The sequence below is a fragment of the Streptomyces sp. NPDC001222 genome (assembly GCF_042896945.1).
GTDB lineage: Bacteria > Actinomycetota > Actinomycetes > Streptomycetales > Streptomycetaceae > Streptomyces > Streptomyces gibsoniae.
In genome coordinates this window covers 78159-95245 of the sequence record NZ_JBIAXT010000031.1, presented here as the reverse complement: position 1 = coordinate 95245, position 17087 = coordinate 78159, and the positions used below count along the sequence as shown (strand labels likewise).

Annotated in this window: 11 protein-coding genes and 1 pseudogene; 8 read left to right on the top strand and 4 right to left on the bottom strand. The window is 73.5% G+C overall.

From position 1 onward, the window contains the following. The first annotated feature begins 183 nt into the window (after nucleotides 1–183). The 5 genes from ACFY2Z_RS32190 to ACFY2Z_RS32170 all read left to right on the top strand — a co-directional run bounded on the left by ACFY2Z_RS32190 (nucleotide 184) and on the right by ACFY2Z_RS32170 (nucleotide 6321). On the top strand, nucleotides 184–1497 hold the full coding sequence (locus ACFY2Z_RS32190) for an O-antigen ligase family protein (protein WP_390747593.1): 1314 nt from the start codon (nucleotides 184–186) through the stop codon (nucleotides 1495–1497). Between the two features lie 204 nt (nucleotides 1498–1701). Beyond that, a complete protein-coding gene (gene gmd, locus ACFY2Z_RS32185; RefSeq protein ID WP_390747592.1) occupies nucleotides 1702–2748 on the top strand; it encodes a GDP-mannose 4,6-dehydratase in 1047 nt (348 codons plus the stop codon). 164 nt (nucleotides 2749–2912) lie between these two features. Beyond that, the gene (locus ACFY2Z_RS32180; RefSeq protein ID WP_390747591.1) at nucleotides 2913–4205 is read left to right on the top strand and encodes a hypothetical protein; all 1293 of its coding nucleotides are present in this window, start codon (nucleotides 2913–2915) and stop codon (nucleotides 4203–4205) included. After that, a complete protein-coding gene (locus tag ACFY2Z_RS32175; protein WP_390747590.1) occupies nucleotides 4202–5365 on the top strand; it encodes a DegT/DnrJ/EryC1/StrS family aminotransferase in 1164 nt (387 codons plus the stop codon). Before ACFY2Z_RS32180 ends, ACFY2Z_RS32175 begins: the two co-directional genes overlap by 4 nt. Beyond that, the gene (locus ACFY2Z_RS32170; RefSeq protein ID WP_390747589.1) at nucleotides 5362–6321 is read left to right on the top strand and encodes a GDP-L-fucose synthase family protein; all 960 of its coding nucleotides are present in this window, start codon (nucleotides 5362–5364) and stop codon (nucleotides 6319–6321) included. Before ACFY2Z_RS32175 ends, ACFY2Z_RS32170 begins: the two co-directional genes overlap by 4 nt. 21 nt (nucleotides 6322–6342) lie before the next feature. On the opposite strand, the gene ACFY2Z_RS32165 is transcribed toward ACFY2Z_RS32170, so the two are convergent. After that, entirely contained in the window at nucleotides 6343–7116 is a 774-nt protein-coding gene (locus ACFY2Z_RS32165) for a glycosyltransferase (RefSeq protein WP_390747588.1), read from the bottom strand. Between the two features lie 253 nt (nucleotides 7117–7369). On the opposite strand from ACFY2Z_RS32165, the pseudogene wecC reads away from it, so the two are divergent. After that, nucleotides 7370–8548: pseudogene (wecC, locus tag ACFY2Z_RS32160) on the top strand (UDP-N-acetyl-D-mannosamine dehydrogenase); the annotation flags it as partial. On the opposite strand, the gene wecB reads toward wecC, so the two are convergent. Then, nucleotides 8450–9832: a non-hydrolyzing UDP-N-acetylglucosamine 2-epimerase gene (wecB, locus tag ACFY2Z_RS32155; RefSeq protein WP_390747587.1), complete on the bottom strand. Its 1383-nt coding sequence runs from the start codon at nucleotides 9830–9832 to the stop codon at nucleotides 8450–8452. The pseudogene wecC and the gene wecB overlap by 99 nt on opposite strands. Nucleotides 9833–10122: 290 nt before the next feature. Between wecB and ACFY2Z_RS32150 the strand changes: the two genes are divergently transcribed. Together ACFY2Z_RS32150 and asnB are read left to right on the top strand one after the other, a co-directional pair. Beyond that, entirely contained in the window at nucleotides 10123–12396 is a 2274-nt protein-coding gene (locus ACFY2Z_RS32150; RefSeq protein ID WP_390747586.1) for a bi-domain-containing oxidoreductase, read from the top strand. Then, nucleotides 12396–14303: an asparagine synthase (glutamine-hydrolyzing) gene (gene asnB / locus ACFY2Z_RS32145; RefSeq protein WP_390747585.1), complete on the top strand. Its 1908-nt coding sequence runs from the start codon at nucleotides 12396–12398 to the stop codon at nucleotides 14301–14303. Before ACFY2Z_RS32150 ends, asnB begins: the two co-directional genes overlap by 1 nt. Here the strand turns inward: asnB and ACFY2Z_RS32140 are convergent. Further along, nucleotides 14279–15523 carry a hypothetical protein gene (locus ACFY2Z_RS32140; protein ID WP_390747584.1) on the bottom strand — a complete coding sequence of 415 codons (1245 nt, stop codon included), beginning with the start codon at nucleotides 15521–15523 and terminating at the stop codon, nucleotides 14279–14281. The genes asnB and ACFY2Z_RS32140 overlap by 25 nt on opposite strands. A gap of 58 nt (nucleotides 15524–15581) precedes the next feature. Continuing rightward, complete coding sequence (locus tag ACFY2Z_RS32135) at nucleotides 15582–17054, bottom strand: sugar transferase (protein WP_390747583.1); 1473 nt, start codon at nucleotides 17052–17054, stop codon at nucleotides 15582–15584. Nucleotides 17055–17087: the final 33 nt, after the last annotated feature.

Sequence of the window (17087 nt, the reverse complement as noted above, 5' to 3'; positions counted from 1 at the left end):
CTAAACGCCTTCTTCATACGGTATGCAGGGGTGAGCTTCGGGGATTCGTTACCCACAGGGCGGCAGAACCGTTATTGCGGACCGGCGTGATATGAATCGACGGAGTTGGCAAAAGGGAGAGCTGTGAGCTTTTTCAACCCCACTCCACAGTTTTATTCCGACTTCGCCGTGGTGTGTGCCGCCGTGTCCGTCGTCAGCGTTCTGGTGCTGGCCAGGTGCCTGCGCGGGGTGGGCTGGCTGCTCTGGGCGGTCTGCCTGGTGCCGCTCTTCCTGCTGGGCAGGACGTACGCGACGGTGGGCGTCCCCCCGTTCTACGCCCTGGACGTGCTGGCCGCCCTCGCGCTGCTCACGACCCTGTACCAGTGGGGGCCGAGGGTGTTCTCGGAGAAGCGGTTGCGCTGGTTCCGCGCGGCCGCCGTGGGGCTGGCGGTGCTGACGTGCCAGGCGGTGTACCGGGGGATGGCCGCGGGGTACCCCGAGGCCCTCAAGGGGCTGATCCTCGGCCTCTATCCGGTCCTCGGATGGTGTGCCGCGACCTGGTTCCTCACCCGGCCCGCGGACGAGGCCGTGCGATGGCGGTGGGTGCTGTACGTGCCGACCGTCGGGCTGCTGCTGGCGTGGGCCCACCGTGTCCCACTGCCCGCCGCGGCCTGGGGCCTCTATCTGGCGATCGTCGGCGCGTTCGGTGCGCAGCTGAGGCTGCGGGGAAACAGCAGGCTGCTGCTGTGGACGCTGGTCGGAGCGGCTCTGATGACCGCCATCGCGAGCAAGCGGGGCCCGCTGCTGGCGGTGCTGGCGGCCATGGCGGCCACCACGGTGGCCGGGCGGGCGTACCACCGGCCCGCCCGCCGTCTGCCCGCGCTGTCGTGGGGCATCGCCACGCTCGGGGTGGTCGGTGTGCTCGGGTTCACCCTCTCCGGGCAGGACGTCTCCGGTGTGCCCGTGGTCGGCGGTCTCGCGGCCCGGGTGTCGCGGTCCCATGACACGAGCACCGAGGCCGGCGCGAACGTCGAACTGCGGCTGGAGATGTGGAAAGAGGCGCTCCGGGAGGTCCGGGAGGATCCGCTGCTGGGCGCCGGGGCCGGACACCCCATCGAGGTGGTCGAGAACGGCAAGCATCTGAACGCCCCCCGGGCCGGCCCGCACAACTCGTTCGTCGGGTACCTCTACTACCTGGGCTGGCCCGCGGGCATCGCCGTGCTCCTGCTCGTCGTCGCGACCCTGCGCCGGACCTGGCGGGCCCGGCACCACCCGGCGGCCGCGTCCTGGTTCGGGGCCACGGTGGGGGTCTCCGTCACCGCGTCCACCAACGTCGCCTTCGAGACCACGTACATCGGACTGCCCTCGTGGATGGTGCTCGCCTGCGCCTATGCGCTGGTCGGTGTCCCGCGGGGCGACGGGGAGGCCGTCCGCGCCCCCCGGGCCGCGGTCCCCGCCGGCCGCTCCCGCCCCGGACGTCCGCGGCCCGCGTCGGCGGCGGTGCCCGTCTCCTCCTGACGCCCGGGCGGGCACGGAAATGTTTGCGAATCCCGGCGAATACGGCCGCACGGGGGATGTGCGGCCGTGATCGTGGAGGGATTCCCGAAATATTTCCTAGGCTGTGCTCGGGGGGAGGTGCGAACCGGCCGCCCGGAAAAGGGAAATAAAAATACGGTCAGCCGTCGAATCGCCGAATCGCCCGCCTCACCCCAGGGAGTGTGAGTGACAGCCAGAAAGGCGCTCATCACCGGAATCACCGGCCAGGACGGCTCCTATCTCGCCGAGCTGCTCCTGGAAAAGGGTTACACCGTTCACGGGATCGTCCGGCGTGCCTCCACGTTCACCACCAGCCGTATCGAACACCTCTACCAGGATCCGCACGATCCCGGCGCCCGGCTCTTCCTGCACTACGGCGATCTGACGGACGGCAGCAGGGTCGCGAGTCTCCTCGAACGTGTGCAGCCCGACGAGGTGTACCACCTGGCCGCCCAGTCGCATGTGCGGGTCTCCTTCGACGAGCCCCTGTTCACCGGGGACACCACGGCGCTCGGCACCACCCGGCTGCTGGAGGCCATCCGCACCACCGGCCTGCCCTGCCGCTTCTACCAGGCCTCCAGTTCCGAGATGTTCGGCGCGTCGCCCCCGCCGCAGCACGAGGGAACCCCGTTCCACCCGCGCTCCCCGTACGGGGTCGCGAAGGTCTACGCGTACTGGATCACCCGTAACTACCGTGAGGCGTACGGCCTCCACGCGGTCAACGGCATCCTCTTCAACCACGAGTCGCCGCGCCGGGGGCCCACGTTCGTCACCCGCAAGATCGCCACCGCCGCGGCCCGGATCAGGGCCGGACTGCAGGAAACCCTGTATCTGGGCAACCTCGACGCGCGGCGGGACTGGGGCTACGCCGCCGAGTACGTCGACGCGATGTGGCGGATGCTGCAACAGGACGAGCCCGACGACTATGTCGTCGCCACGGGCAGCAGCTACAGCGTGCGCGACTTCGTCGAGCACTGCTTCGCCCATGTCGGCCTGGACTGGCGGGAGCATGTGCGCTTCGACGAGCGGTATCTGCGCCCCGCCGAGGTGGACGACCTCGTCGGCGACGCGTCCAAGGCCGCACGCGTCCTCGGCTGGCGGCCCGCCGTGCGGGCGCCGGAGCTGGCGCGGCTGATGACCGACGCGGAACTCGACGTCCTGCGGGGCGGCGAGCGGTCCCTCGCGGCGACGATCCCCGCGCCGGCTCAGGTGCCGGCCGTCCACGGGCGATAGGCGGGAGTGCCGTGGCAGCCCCGCGCCCGTCGCGCGATCTGAGTCCGGCCGGGCGGCCGTCCGGGGCCGCGTCGGTTCCCGCGGCCCGCGCGCCCGAAGGGGCGGACGGCGCGCCGAGGCCGCGGTTCGCCGGTGCCCTCGTCCGGTCGATCGGCGCGCGAGCCGTGACCCTCCCCGTCACCGCGGTGACCAATCTGGCCCTCGCGCATACCGTGGTCGGCGCGGTCGGGGTGCCCGGCTACGCACAGTTCGCGCTGGTCACCACCCTGCCCGCGGTGCTGCCTCTGACGGATCTGGGCGCGGGGGCCGCCATCACGGAGGCCGTCGCCCACGACACCTCGCGCGAACGGCGCCTGGTGCGCGGCGCGGTCCTCACCTCGGCGCGCAATCTGATGTGCGCGGGAGCCGTCATCGCCGCCCTGGGCGTGACACTGGCCCTGTTCGGGATGTGGGACACGTTGCTGGGGGAGGCGGCGCGGCCCGGCTCGGACCTGACGGTCGCCGTCGCCGCGGTGCTGTTCGGGTGCAGCATGCCGCTCGGGCTGAGCAGATCCGTGCTGCTGGCCGTGAACCGCAACGACGTCGCGTTCCTGCTCCAGGGCGTCGGCAGCGTGCTGCTGCTCGCGCTCGTCCTGCTCGCCGCCCGACTGGGCGCCCCCACCGGCGCGTTCGTCGCGGCGGCCTTTCTCTCGCAGTGCCTGGTGAGCGCTGCGGGAGGGGTGCTCGCCGGCCGGTATCTCGGGATGCCGCTGCTCGGTATGACCGTGGGCAGTGTGCGCGCGTCGGCGGTGCGGGAGCGGGCGCCCATCGCGCATCTGGCCCTCCCCATGACCGTCATCACCGCGGCCACCGCCGTCGCCTACGCCACCGACCGGCTCGTCCTCAGCCACACGGCCGACGCGGCCGCGGTGGCCGGCTACTCGGCCGGCGCCCAGTTCTTCGCGCCTGCGAGCAGTCTGCTGGGCGCGGCCGGGCTTCCACTGTGGGCCCTGTTCGCCCGCCGCAGACGCTCACCGGCCGCCCCACGGCGGCAACTGGCCGCCTTCACGGTCTGTTTCGCCGCGGGAAGCCTGGTCGTGGGCGTCGGGATCGTCGTGCTCGGGCCGCTCGCGGGCACCTGGATGATGCACGAGCGCATCCAGGTGGGAACCGGAGTCATGGCCGCGTTCGCCGCGCTGCTGTTCGTGCAGGCGGTCGCCTACCCGGCCACCATGTGGGCGACGGACGAGGCGGGGCTCCGCTTCCAGGCGGTCGCCTGCAGCCTGATGGCCGCGGTGAACCTCGCCGTGTCCATCCCCCTGGCGCGTCTGGGAGCGGAGGGCCCCGTCATCGGCTCGGTCGCCGCCTACGCCCTCCTCGTGCTCGTCCCCACCCTGTTCCGAGCCTTCCGCCCCTGGACGGCGCCGCCGTCGGCGCGAGGGCACCACCGTGTGTCGCCGCAGAGGTCCTCACCGTGATCAAGCTGATCAAGTCCACCTTCCACCGCGAGGCCGAGACCCGGCGCGCCCTGGCCGAGTTCGTGCTCCGCGAGGAGGTGCTGAGCATGAACGAGCAGTGCCGGGCGTTCGAGCGGGCCTTCGCCGCCCGGCAGGGACGCCGGCACGCCGTCTTCGTCGGCAACGGCAGCGTGGCCAACCTGCTGCTGATCCAGGCCCTGCTGAACGAGGGCCGGCTCCGCCGCGGCGACCGGGTCGGTTTCTCGGCCCTGACCTGGCCGACCAATGTCATGCCGCTCATCCAGCTCGGCCTGGAACCGGTGCCGGTCGACTGCGAGCTGGAGACGCTCAACGTGTCGCCGGGCACCCTGGAGCCGCATCTCGCGGGTCTGCGGGCGCTGTTCCTGACCAACGTCCTCGGGTTCTGCGACGATCTGCCCGCGCTGCGGGTGCTGTGCGACGACCACGGTGTGCTGCTGCTGGAGGACAACTGCGAGGCGCTCGGGTCGCGTACGGCGGGCACGCTGCTCGGCAACTTCTCGCTCGCCTCGACGTTCTCCTTCTTCGTCGGCCACCATCTGTCCACCGTCGAGGGCGGGATGGTCTGCACCGACGACGAGGACCTGCACGAGCGGCTGGTGATCGCCCGGGCGCACGGCTGGGACCGCAATCTGCCACCGGAGCGGCAGGCGCGGCTGCGGGCCGACGCCGACGTGGACGACTTCCACGCCAGATACACGTTCCACGATCTGGCGTCGAACTTCCGGCCCACCGAGATCAACGGTTTCATCGGCAACCGGCAGATCCCGTACTGGGACGAGATCGTGGACGCCCGCGCGGCCCACTTCGCGCGCTTCCGCCAGGCCATGACGGGCAACGGGGACGTCCACCAGTACGAGCTGTCGCACATGGACCTCGTGTCCAACTTCGCGATGCCGGTGGTGTGCCGCACGCCGGAGCTGGCCGGGAAGTACCGTGCCGAGTTCGAGGCGGCCGGGGTGGAGATCCGTCCGGTCATCGCCGGCGACATCACCCGGCAGCCGTTCTACCGCCGTCACGTCCCCGGCACCGCCGAGCGCCCGGTGGCCCGGCTCGTGCACACCAACGGCTTCTACTTCGGCAACAACCCCGACCTCACCGAGGACGAGATGGCCACGCTGTGCGAGCTGCTGGGGGGATGAGCGACATGATGGACCGGCGAGCACGGATCCACGTGGCCGGTCACACCGGCATGGTGGGTGCCGCCGTCGTGCGGCGGCTGCGCGCGGCGGGGTACGACAACCTCCTGCTGCGGACCCGCGCCGAACTCGACCTCACCGACCAGGCGGCCGTCCGGGACTTCATGGCGGCGCACCGGCCCGCCTACGTCGTGGACTGCGCGGCCAGGGTCGGCGGCATCAGGGCCAACATGACCCGTCCCGCGGAGTTCCTCTACGAGAACCTCCAGATCCAGAACAACCTGATCTGGTCCGCCCGGGACGCGGGGGTGGAGACGTTCCTCTTCCTCGGCAGTTCGTGCATCTACCCCCGGGGATGCCCGCAGCCGATGCGGGAGGAGTACTTCATGACGGGCCGTCCCGAGCCGACCAACGAGGCGTACGCCTACGCCAAGATCGCCGGGATGAAGCTGTGCGAGTACCTCCACGAGGAGTCCGGCAGGAACTTCGTCTCCTGCATGCCGACCAACATCTACGGCGAGGGGGACAACTTCGACCCGGAGACCTCCCATGTGATCCCGGCCCTGCTGCGGCGGATGCACGAGGCCCGCGAGGCCGGGGCGCCGGAGGTCGTGATCTGGGGGACCGGGGAGAGCCGCAGGGAGTTCCTGCATGTCGAGGATCTGGCCGACGCGGTGCTCTGGCTGCTGGCCCACCACCGCGCCAAGCAGTTCCTCAACGTGGGAACGGGCCAGGACATCTCCGTGCGGCAGCTGGCGGAGCGGATCCGGCGCCTCGTCGGGTACGAGGGCGCGCTGGTCTTCGACGCGTCCGAGCCGGACGGCATGCCGAGGAAGGCGCTGGACGTGTCCGCGCTGCACGCGGCGGGCTGGCACCACCGGATCGGCTTCGAGGAGGGTCTGCGGCGTACGTACGACTGGTATCTCGCCCATGTCGCGCGCACCGGGGTGCCGGCGTAGGCGGTCGGGGCCCCTCCCCGGTCAGATCAGACCGCATCTCGCCGTCGCGCCCCACGCCTTGCTGACCCCCTGCGCCAGGGGCCACCAGCACGACTCCAGGCGCAGTGCGGTGGGCCCCAGATAGCGGCGCATGACACGGCGGCCCTCGTCGTCCGGGGAGGCGCAGGTCACGGTGAGGGAGGTGGAGTGGACCCGGAAGCAGCCGAGGACCCGCGGCAGGTACACCATGCCCCCGCCCCGCCGCAGCCGCAGATGCAGGTCGAAGTCCATGGCGTAGCGCAGTTCCGGATCGAGCATGCCCGCCCGCAGCACGGCGCTGCGGCGGTAGAGGGAGCCGGGCTGGCCGACGAAGTTCTGGCCGTACCGGGAGAGCCAGGAGGCGAAGACGCCCGGACGCAGTGTGTACAGGGTGCGGTCGTCGGCGTCGATGACCCGCAGCCGCCCGTAGGCCATGGCGGCCCGGGGACTCCGGTCGAGCGCGGCGCGGGCCGCGGCCAGGCTGTCCCCGGTGAGCAGGTCGTCGTCGCCGAGCCAGGCCAGATACTCCGTGCCGGCGTCCCGCCAGCCCTGGTTGACCGCGTTGCTGAGCCCCCGTCGCCCCTCCACGAGGAAGCGGCACCCGTGACGCTCGGCAGCGGCGCGCAGTCCGTCCTCGGCCCGGGCGGGTCCGACGAGGACGACCTCCACGGCCTCGCGCTGCCGTCCGACGGAGGCGAGGCACTGTTCCAGGTACTCGGGGCGCTCCCCGTTGGTCGGCACCACCAGCCGGACTCGCGGAGCGGTTCGGGAGTTCATCGCCTGTGCGCCTTTTCTGCTCGGCTTTTCTCGGCCTGCCGCGGCCGGTCCATAGGTAGAGCTACACCGGATCGGACGGCCCCCGCGCCCGACACGGCCGGTACCCGCTGAAAACGATTCGTTCGGAACAGGTGCGGCGCGTTTGCCCCGGTAGCCGCAGGGCCCGGGGCCATGCTGTCCGAGCCTTTTCGTTTTCCGTGGAAGACCCTCAGTCAATTCACCAACGGCACATTTTCGGAAAGGAATTCTTCTGGTGTTCTCCACTGTGTGCGTGATCGGCCTCGGCTATATCGGACTCCCCACCGCCGCCGCGCTCGCCACGAACGGGATCGACGTCGTCGGCGTCGATGTGAACCCGGCGACCGTCGGCCTCATCAACGCGGGCCGTGCCCCCTTCGTCGAACCGGACCTGGCCGTGGCCGTCAGCGGCGCCGTGGCCATGGGGCGGCTGCGGGCGACGGGGGTGCCCGAGCCCGCGGAGGCTTTCATCATCGCCGTCCCGACCCCGCTCCAGGACGACCGCACGGCGGACCTGTCGTATGTGAGGGCGGCCGCGGCCTCGGTGGCGCCCGTGCTCAAGCCGGGCGACCTCGTGATCCTCGAGTCCACCTCGCCGCCCGGCACGACGGTGGAGCTGTCCCGGTGGCTCGGCAAGCACCGGCCCGATCTGTCGTTCCCGCACGAGTCGGGTGAGGCGCCCGACGTGCGGATCGCCCACTGCCCGGAACGGGTGCTGCCGGGCCGCACGATGATCGAGATCGTCACCAACGACCGGGTCGTCGGCGGGGTGGGGGAGGGCTGTGCCGAGCGGGCCCGGGCGCTCTACGACGTGTTCACCAAGGGGGAGTGCCTGCTCACCGACGCGACGACGGCGGAGATGGCCAAGCTCAGCGAGAACGCCTTCCGGGACGTCAACATCGCCTTCGCCAACGAGCTGTCCATGGTCTGCGACCACCTCGGTATCGACGCCGGTGACGTCATCGCCCTGGCCAACCGCCACCCCCGGGTCGACATCCTGCGTCCGGGGCCGGGTGTGGGCGGGCACTGCATCGCCGTGGACCCCTGGTTCATCGTCGGTACCGCGCCCGGGCAGTCCCGGCTGATCCGGCTGGCCCGCGAGGTCAACGACGGGCGGCCCGACTATGTGCTGGGCGAGGTCGTCCGGACGGCCGGCCGGTTCAAGGACCCCGTGATCGCCTGCCTCGGCCTGTCCTTCAAGGCGAACATCGACGACCTGAGGGAGAGCCCCGCCCTGCACATCGTCACGCAGCTCGCCGAACGCCAGGTCGGCCGGTTGCTCGTCGCCGAACCGCACATCAGGGAACTGCCCAAGTCACTGGCACGCACGGGCACCGTCGGGCTCGTCGACGTCACCACGGCCGTGCGGGACGCGGACGTCGTGGTGCTGCTCGTGGACCACGACGCCTTCCGCGGCGTCCGGCGCACCGCGCTGCGCGGCAAGGCGGTGTTCGACACCCGCGGTTTCTGGCGCTGACGCCCGCCCGCCCGCGCCGCACTCCGCGGCACCGAAGGAAGCGGAGTCCGGCGTGGGCGGGAACCCCGCGGAGTCCGGCACCGGGCGGAACTCCTCGGGAGGCGGGCACAGCTCCAGCCAGTGCCCGACGGCCCGCACGGTGCGGTCCGCGGCGCGCCCGTCGCCGTACGGATTGACGGCCTTGGCCATCGCCGCGTAGGCCGCCCGGTCGTGCAGCAGTCGGCGCACCTCCTTCACGATGCGCTCGCGGTCGGTGCCCACCAGCCGGGAGGTGCCCGCGCGCAGGGCCTCGGGGCGTTCCGTCGTGTCCCGCATGACCAGTACCGGCTTGCCCAGTCCCGGCCCCTCCTCCTGGATGCCGCCGCTGTCGGTCAGGATGAGATGCGCGCGGTTCATCAGCCGGGCGAAGGCGCCGTAGGGCAGCGGCCCGGTGAGGCGTACGCCCTCCAGGTCCGCCAGTTGCGGCAGGATCGCGGCCCGCACCACCGGATTGGGGTGCAGCGGCAGCACGATGAGCAGCCCGGGCTCGCTGCGGGCCAGATCGGCCAGGGCACCGCCGATGGACTCCATGCCGCCGCCCCACGACTCCCGGCGATGGGCCGTCACCAGCAGCACCCGGCGGGGCAGGTCGTCGAGGTCGGCGAGCGCCGGGTCCCCGTAGTGCGCCGCACGCCCGACCGCCCAGCGCAGGGCGTCGACGACGGTGTTCCCGGTGACCACGACCGACGACGGGGGGACGCCGTCGCGCAGCAGGTTGTCCCGCGCGTGGGCGGTGGGCGCCAGATGGAGGGACGCCAGCTGCGTCGCGAGCCGGCGGTTGATCTCCTCGGGGAAGGGCGCGTACCGGTCGTCGGTGCGCAGCCCCGCCTCCAGGTGCACCACGGGAACGCGGTGGTAGAAGGCGGCGAGCGCCCCGGCGAACGCGGTCGTGGTGTCGCCCTGCACCAGCACCGCGTCCGGCCGCGCCCGCTCCAGCACGGGGCACAGTCCGGCCAGGACCCGCACGGTGATGTCGGCGAGGGACTGGCGCTCGGTGAGGATGTCGAGGTCGTGGTCGGCGCGGATGCCGAACAGCGCGTGCACCTGGTCGAGCAGCCCGCGGTGCTGGGCGGTCACCGTCACCGTCGGCTCGAAGAGCGGAGACCTCTCGAGGGCCTCGATGACGGGGGCCATCTTGATGGCCTCTGGTCTTGTTCCGTAGACGACCATGAGTCGTTTCACGGGAGTCCTCCTTCCGCAGGGCGCCGGGCCGCTGCCGGGGCGGCACTGCACGGGCGGCCGTGCCGCCCCGGAGCGGAGGAAGCGCTCTCTTCGGGCACCAGCGAATCGCTGTTCGGCTACGGCGCCCGCCAGGCCGAGGGCGTGTTCACTCGGCCGAATGGAGATGTTCGGCCGTCTGGTCCGCCCGGCGGGACAAGGAACACGCTCCGTCACATTGCGGTCCCTACAGTGCGCGGTGGCCCACGTACCGCTCCCGAAGCGGGCGCTTTTCCCTCCCGTAAAGGCAGGAAATGAAAACAGTCCTCCTGTCCCCGCGCACCGGTGCCATCACGGTGGGAGACATTCCCGCCCCCGAGGCGAGCCCAGGGACGGTGGTGATCCGCAACGAGTGGTCGCTCATCAGCGCGGGTACGGAGCGGGCCACGGTCTCGACCGGAGCGCAGAGCCTGATCGGCAAGGCGCGGCAGCGCCCGGACCAGGTGGCGCAGGTGATCGACAGCGTGCGGCGCACCGGCCTCGCCGAGACCTACCGGACCGTCAGGGAGCGCCTGGACCGCCCGGTGCAGCTCGGCTACTCCTGCGCGGGCACGGTGCTGCGGGCGGGCGCGGGCGTCGAGGACCTCTGCACCGGGATGCGGGTCGCCGCGGCCGGGGCCCGCTACGCGTCCCACGCGGAGATCGTCGCCGTGCCCCGCAACCTCGTGGTCCCGGTGCCGGACGGGGTGGACAGCCGGTGGGCGGCCTTCGCCACCGTCGGCGCGATCGCCCTTCAGGGCATCCATCAGGCGGAGGCGGTGCCGGGGTCCCGGATCGCCGTCATCGGCCTCGGGCTGGTCGGCCAGATCACCCTGCAACTGCTGCGGGCCTACGGCTACGACGCGGTCGGCGTCGACCCCGACCCCGCCATGGTGGCGCTGGCCGAGTCGGCGGGGCTCGTGGCCCTCCCGCGGGGCGCGGACGGTCTGCCGGGCGCCGTCCTGCGGCACTGGGCGGGCGCCGGCGCGGACGCGGTGCTCATCACCGCCGCCACCGCCAGCTCCGACCCCGTGGAGTTCGCCGGCCAGCTCGCCCGGGACCGGGCCACCGTGGTCGTGGTCGGCGACGTGGGCGTCGTACCGCCGCGATCGTCGTACTACCACAAGGAACTGTCGATCCGTTATGCCCGTTCCTACGGTCCCGGCCGCTACGACCCCCGCTTCGAGGAGGGCGGCCACCCCTACCCGGAGGGCTATGTCCCGTGGACGGAGCGCCGCAATCTCGCCGAGGTGCTGCGGCTGACGGCGGCCGGAGCGCTGGACCTCTCCCTGCTGAACCCGCGGATCTTCCCCGTCGAGGACGCGGCCGACGCCTACGAGGCGCTGAAGCCGTCGTCGCCCGGCGGCCGCGGTGTCGCCCTGCTGCTGCGCTACGCCGGAACGGCCGAGCTGCCGGATCCACCCGCCGCCCCGGCCGCCGCCGCCCCATGGAGCGCCCCCCGGGGCGCGCTGCGCCTGGCGGCGATCGGCGCGGGCAACTTCGCCACCAGGACACTGTTTCCCGAGCTGAGGCGGCAGCCCGGCGTCGCCTTCTCCTGGGTCGCCGGCGGACGGGGGCTGTCCGCCGCGCACCAGGGGCGGCGATGGGGTTTTCGGACCGTCGCCGACAGCGTCGAGGACGGTCTCGCCTCCGGCGGCGCGGACTGTGTGATGGTGCTCAGCCGCCATGACAGCCACGGCCGGTACGCGGCCCGGGTGCTGCGCGGCGGCGCCGCCCTCTACTGCGAGAAGCCGCTCGGCCTGACCGAGACGGAACTGGAGGACGTGGCCGACGCCTGGCTCGCCTCGGGCGCCCCGGCGATGGCCGGGTTCAACCGGCGGTTCGCGCCCGCCGTGCGGGACCTGCGGGCCGCGCTCCCCACCGGGGCTCCCCTGCAGGTGGTCTACCGGGTGTTCGCAGGCCGGGTCCCCGCCGACCACTGGTACTTCGACCCCCGGCAGGGCGGCCGGCTCCTCGGCGAGGTCTGCCACTTCATCGACACGGCGGGCTTCCTGGTGCCGGGCCGGCCGGTCGGGGTGCGGGCCGTCGGCGTGGACGGGCGGGACGCGGCCACCGCGCAGAGCGTCACCCTCCAGCTGACGTACGACGACGGCTCGGCCGCCAGCGTCGTCTACGGGGGACTGACTCCGCCGGGCGCGCCCAAGGAACTCCTGGAGGTCGCCTGCGACGGGGTGGCGGCCAAGATCGACGACTTCCGCTCGCTGACCGTGTGGAAGGGGGGCAGGGCGGTCACGACGGCCTACCGCGGCGGGCCCAAGGGACACGCGGCCGAGATGCAGGGCCTCGTCCGGCTGGTGCGGGGCGACTCCCTGGGCGAGGCGGCGGCCGCCGCCGACTTCCCCTCGGCGCTGTGGAGTTCGCTGGTGGCCTGTCGCGCGGTCCGGTCGCTCACCGAGGACCGCGTCGTGGAGACGGCCCCCGCCACCCCCGCGCTGGCCCGGGCGCTGGGCTGCCCGGTGCCAGGGCCCGGTGCCGCGGCCGGGGTACCGAGACCCGGCGGCCCCGCCGCGGCCACGGCGGCGACCTGATGTGCGGCTTCGTCCTGCTGCTGAACCAGGCCGCGCGCCGTCGGCGGCCGTCGGAGCCGGACCCGTGCGCGGCGCTCGCGCACCGCGGGCCCGACGCCGACGGCCATCTGGACCTCGACGGCGGCGACTGGCGCGCGGAGCTGCACTTCCGCCGGCTGGCCGTGGTGGACCTCGACCCGCGCAGCGACCAGCCCTTCGGCTCCCCCGAGCGGGCGGTGCTGGTCTACAACGGCGAGATCTACAACGTGCCCCGGCTGCGCGAGCTGCTGGGCCGGCGGGGGGTGGTGTTCAGCACCGAGGGCGACACCGAGGTCCTCTACGAGCTTCTGCTGCAACCGGACGCCGCGCGGCTGCTCGACCAGGTGGACGGGATGTTCGCCTTCGCCCTCGTCCTGCCCGGCGGCGAGGTCCGCTACGGGCGCGACCGGCTGGGCGTCAAACCCCTGTACGCGGCCTCGGACACGGGGGGCCGACTGGCCGCGCTCGCCAGCGAGATCGAACCGCTGCGGGCCGCCGGTCTGGCCGGTGACGCCGATCCGGTAGCGGTGGCCCAGGGCGCCATGTTCCTGTGGACACCGCCGCCCCGCACCGGCTGGCAGCGGGTGCGTGCCGTCCCGGCCGGGACGGTGCTCGCCGTACGCGCCCCCGGATATGACGAGGTGTCGGTGCACTGGCGGGCGGGTGCCACCGAGCCCGTCGCGGACATCGGCGCGGCGGTGCGCACCGCGGTCGCCCGGCAGCTGCGCGCGGACGTGACGGTGGGGCTGCTGCTGAGCGGGGGCCTGGACAGCACCTGGCTGGGTGTGGAGATGGCCCGGCACGGCTTCGCGGGGCCCTCCTTCGCCGCACGGCCCCGCACCCCGGCGGCCGGCGCGGAGCCGTTCGAGGACGACGCCCCCTACGCGGCCCGGGTGGCCCGCCGGCTGGGGCTGCCGCTGACCTGGGTGGACCTCGACGTCGATGTGCTGCGCCGGATCCCGGAACTGGTCGCCACCACCGAGGTGCCCTTCGGGGACCCCGCCGCCGTCGCCCTGATGCAGCTCTCCCACGCCGCCCGCGGCAGGGCCACCGTGCTGCTGTCGGGCCTCGGGGTGGAGGAGCTCTTCCTCGGCTACGAGCGCTACCAGGCCGTCCAACTGCTGCAGCGCTTCCCCGCCTGGGCCCGCCCCGCCCTCGGCGCCACCGGCGCGGTCCCCGCGCCCCGCCGCTACCGGGGCCGCGCGGACAAGTTCGGGCGGCTGCTCCAGCTCGGTGCCCGCGACTGGTCCTGGGCGACGCAGGCGTACTACTCCGGACGGGAGTGGGCGGCGCTGTCCCCGCACGTCGGCCTCGACGCGGTCACCGAACGGCACCGCGACGTGGCGGGCGGCGTCCTGGACGCGGGCGGCACCCCGCTCGCCGCACTGGCGGAGTGCGACCGGCGGCTGTTCCTGCCGGGGCTGAACCTGCTGTACGCGGACCGGGCGTCGATGCGGGCGAGCGTGGAGCTGCGGGTGCCCTTCCTGGGCGAGCCGGTGGTGGCCGCCGCGTTCGGTGCCGTCGCCGAGGACCAGTTGCGGCTGGGCGACGGCAAGGCGCGCTTCCGCGCGGCGGCGGTGGCGTCCGGGGTGCCGCAGTTCGTCGCCCGGCGCCCCAAGACGGGGTTCGGGGCGCCGGTGCGGTCGCTGCTGCGGGAGCACGGGAGCCGGCTGTGGCGGGAGGTGCGGCGCTCCCCGCTGTTCGACGACGTCTTCGACCGGCGGACCGCGGACCGGCTCGTCGCGCAGCACGTCCAGGGCCGCCGCGACCGGGGGCTGGCGGTGTTCGGTCTGCTGTGCGCGGCCGTGTGGTGGGAGCGGAACGCGGTGGCGGGCGCGGGACGGGCCGCGGACGTCCTGTCGGGCTACGAGGCGGCCGCCGTCGGCTGACCTCCGGAGGCGGTCGGCCGCGGTCCGTCCCGCAGGACGCCGTGCAGGGCGGTCAGCGCGTCCAGCAGGGGGGCGGCGCTCCAGCGGGGCGACTCCCACAGGGCCCGGTTCCCCCGGGAGTGCCCGGCCTGCCGGCCGAGGCCGGGGTAGCGGTCCACGACGGCCGCCAGCACGGCACACGCGAAATCGGGGGTGGCGAGGCCCCTTTCGGCCGCCCAGGCCGCCATCCGTACCGCCGTCGCGTCGTTGTTCGGGTCGCGGCGGGGCCGGCCGTCCGCGAGGTAGCGGGGCAGGGGCCCGTCGAAGAGGGCCCGCAGATAGTGGCGCGCCCCTCGTTCGAGAGGGGCCGTGACGTCCATGCCGAGCCGGGTGCCCGCCTGGTGCAGGCGCAGCAGCACGTATCCGGTGTGGAAGCCGTCCACCCAGTCCAGGTTCGGGCGGTCGCCGTACGGCCAGGAGCCGTCGGCGCGCTGACCGGCGAGGCTCACCTCGACCGCGTCGCAGGCGGCGGCGGCCAGCCGGTCCGCCAGGCCGCCCGGCAGGCTGCCGGCGCGGGACAGCCGGGCGGCGAGTGCGGCGCCCATCAGGTTGGCGTTGTGGACCAGGACGCCGCTGGAGGGGGTGTAGGTGAAGAACTCGCCGTTGTGCAGGTGCTCCAGCAGCGCGTGGGCGAGGGTGAGCACGGCCGGGTCGTCGAGCGTCCCGGTGTCCAGGCAGCCGTCCGCGCAGAAGGTGGTGGCGACCAGGTTGGGGACGGAGGCGGGGTAGTGGGCCCAGCGGGTCTGCACGTCGAACTCGTAGCGCCACAGCCCGGCGTGGCGTCCGGACAGCTGCTCGGCCGCCGTCCGCCGGCCCAGCCGCAGCGCGCGCTCGTGCCAGGCGGGGGAGGCGGCGAGCCGGGCGCAGGCGCTCGCGGCGGTGCCGGTGGCCGTCGCGGTGCGCAGGGGGCGGATGCCGAGGAGGGGGCGCAGGTCGAACGGGCTGCGTTTGACGGTCTGCAGCAGGCCCTGCCGGAGCACGCGGTGCACGGCCGCCCGTCCCAGCGGCCCGGTCAGCCCGTCGTACGGGTCGGGGCCCGCCCAGTCCCGGCCGTCGGCCCAGGCGAAGACCCGCTCCGCGAGGGTGTGGACCTCCGTGCTGTCGTACGCCGTCCGGAGCCCGGCAGGTGCGGCGGGCAGCCCCCGTCGCGGGGAGTCGGCGGAGGCGGTGGTCGACGGCATGAGCCCTCCCGGGAAGATCGCCGGTGCTGTGACGGGTGTCGGGGGCCGCTGTCACGGCTCAGTAGGCGCCGGTGCCCGCCAGCACGGCGCGCACCGTCCGGACGAGCACCCCGGCGTCCAGGGACAGGGACCAGTTGTCCACGTACCGGAGGTCCAGGGCGACGGTCTCGTCCCAGGACAGATCGGAGCGCCCGCTGACCTGCCACAGGCCGGTGAGCCCGGGTTTGACGGCCAGCCGGCGCAGTTCCACCTCGTCGTAGCCGGCGACCTCGTCGGGCAGCGGCGGCCGGGGACCGACCAGGGACATGTCCCCGCGCAGGACGTTGAACAGCTGGGGCAGCTCGTCCAGGGAGTAGCGGCGCAGCACCCGGCCGACTCGGGTGATCCGGGGGTCGCGGCGGATCTTGAACATGCGGCCGTCGTTCTCGTTGGTCCCGGTCATCTCCGGCCGGAGCCGCTCGGCGTCGGCGACCATGGTGCGGAACTTGGCCATGGTGAAGGGCACCTGGCCGCGGCCGATGCGGGTCTGCCGGTGCACGACGGGGCCCGGCGAGTCGAGCCGTACGGCGAGGGCCACCGCCGCGAACAGCGGGGAGAGCAGCGCGATCAGCAGTGCCGCGCCGAGGCGGTCCGTCACCGCCTTCAGCACCGCGCGCAGCCCCCGGCGCACCGGCGGGGCCACGTTCAGCAGGGTGAGTCCGGCCACGGAGGAGACACCGACCCGGCGTCCGGCCACCTCGGTCAGGCCCGGTACGACCACGAGCGGGCACTGGGCGCCGTGCAGGGCCCAGGACAGCCGCCGCAGCCGGACTCCGCTCAGATGCGGTCCCGGTACGACGACCACCACGTCCACGCCGAGCCGCCGGGCCGCCTCCAGCACCGGCGCGGAGTCGGCCGACATGCGCGGCGGTGTCTGTCTGCCCAGGCGGGCGGCGACCGGGGCCAGGTCGTGCGGGTCCTCGTCGCCGATGGGGCACACCCCGACGACGACGAGTTCGTGGTCGGTGCGTCTGGCGAGATGGCTCACCAGACCGTCGACGGCGCCCGCCTCCCCGATCACCAGGGCCCGGCGGACGCCCTGGCCGGTGCGGCGCCGGGCGAGCAGATGACGGTGGATCAGTGTGTGCACGGCGGCGCTCGCCGGGGCGCACGGGACGAGGGCGGCCAGGGCGAGGAGGAAGGGGGACTCCTCGCCCGTCGCCGCCCGTACCACCGCGAGCAGTCCGACCAGCACGGGCCAGTCCTGCAGCGCGGGGCCGACGTTGTCGCGCTCGCCGAGCCGGCGCTCCGCGTAGCGGTCGCGTGCGGCCCGTACGAGCAGCCAGGCCAGGGCCGCCACGATCGCGTACGCCGCCGCGTTCCTGCCGTCGGCCGGGGCGAAGGCCGCCCAGACCGGCGCTCCCGAGGCGACCGCGTCGCCGAGGACGGCCGCGGGCGCGTACCAGGCGGGCTTGCCGGTGCGGCGCCCGGCGGGTGGCTGTTCTCGGATGACCTGCGTCCGCGCGGGGCTCGTCGTCGGTGCGTGGGGCATTGTCTCCCCGAACAGCCACATGCGCCCTCCAGG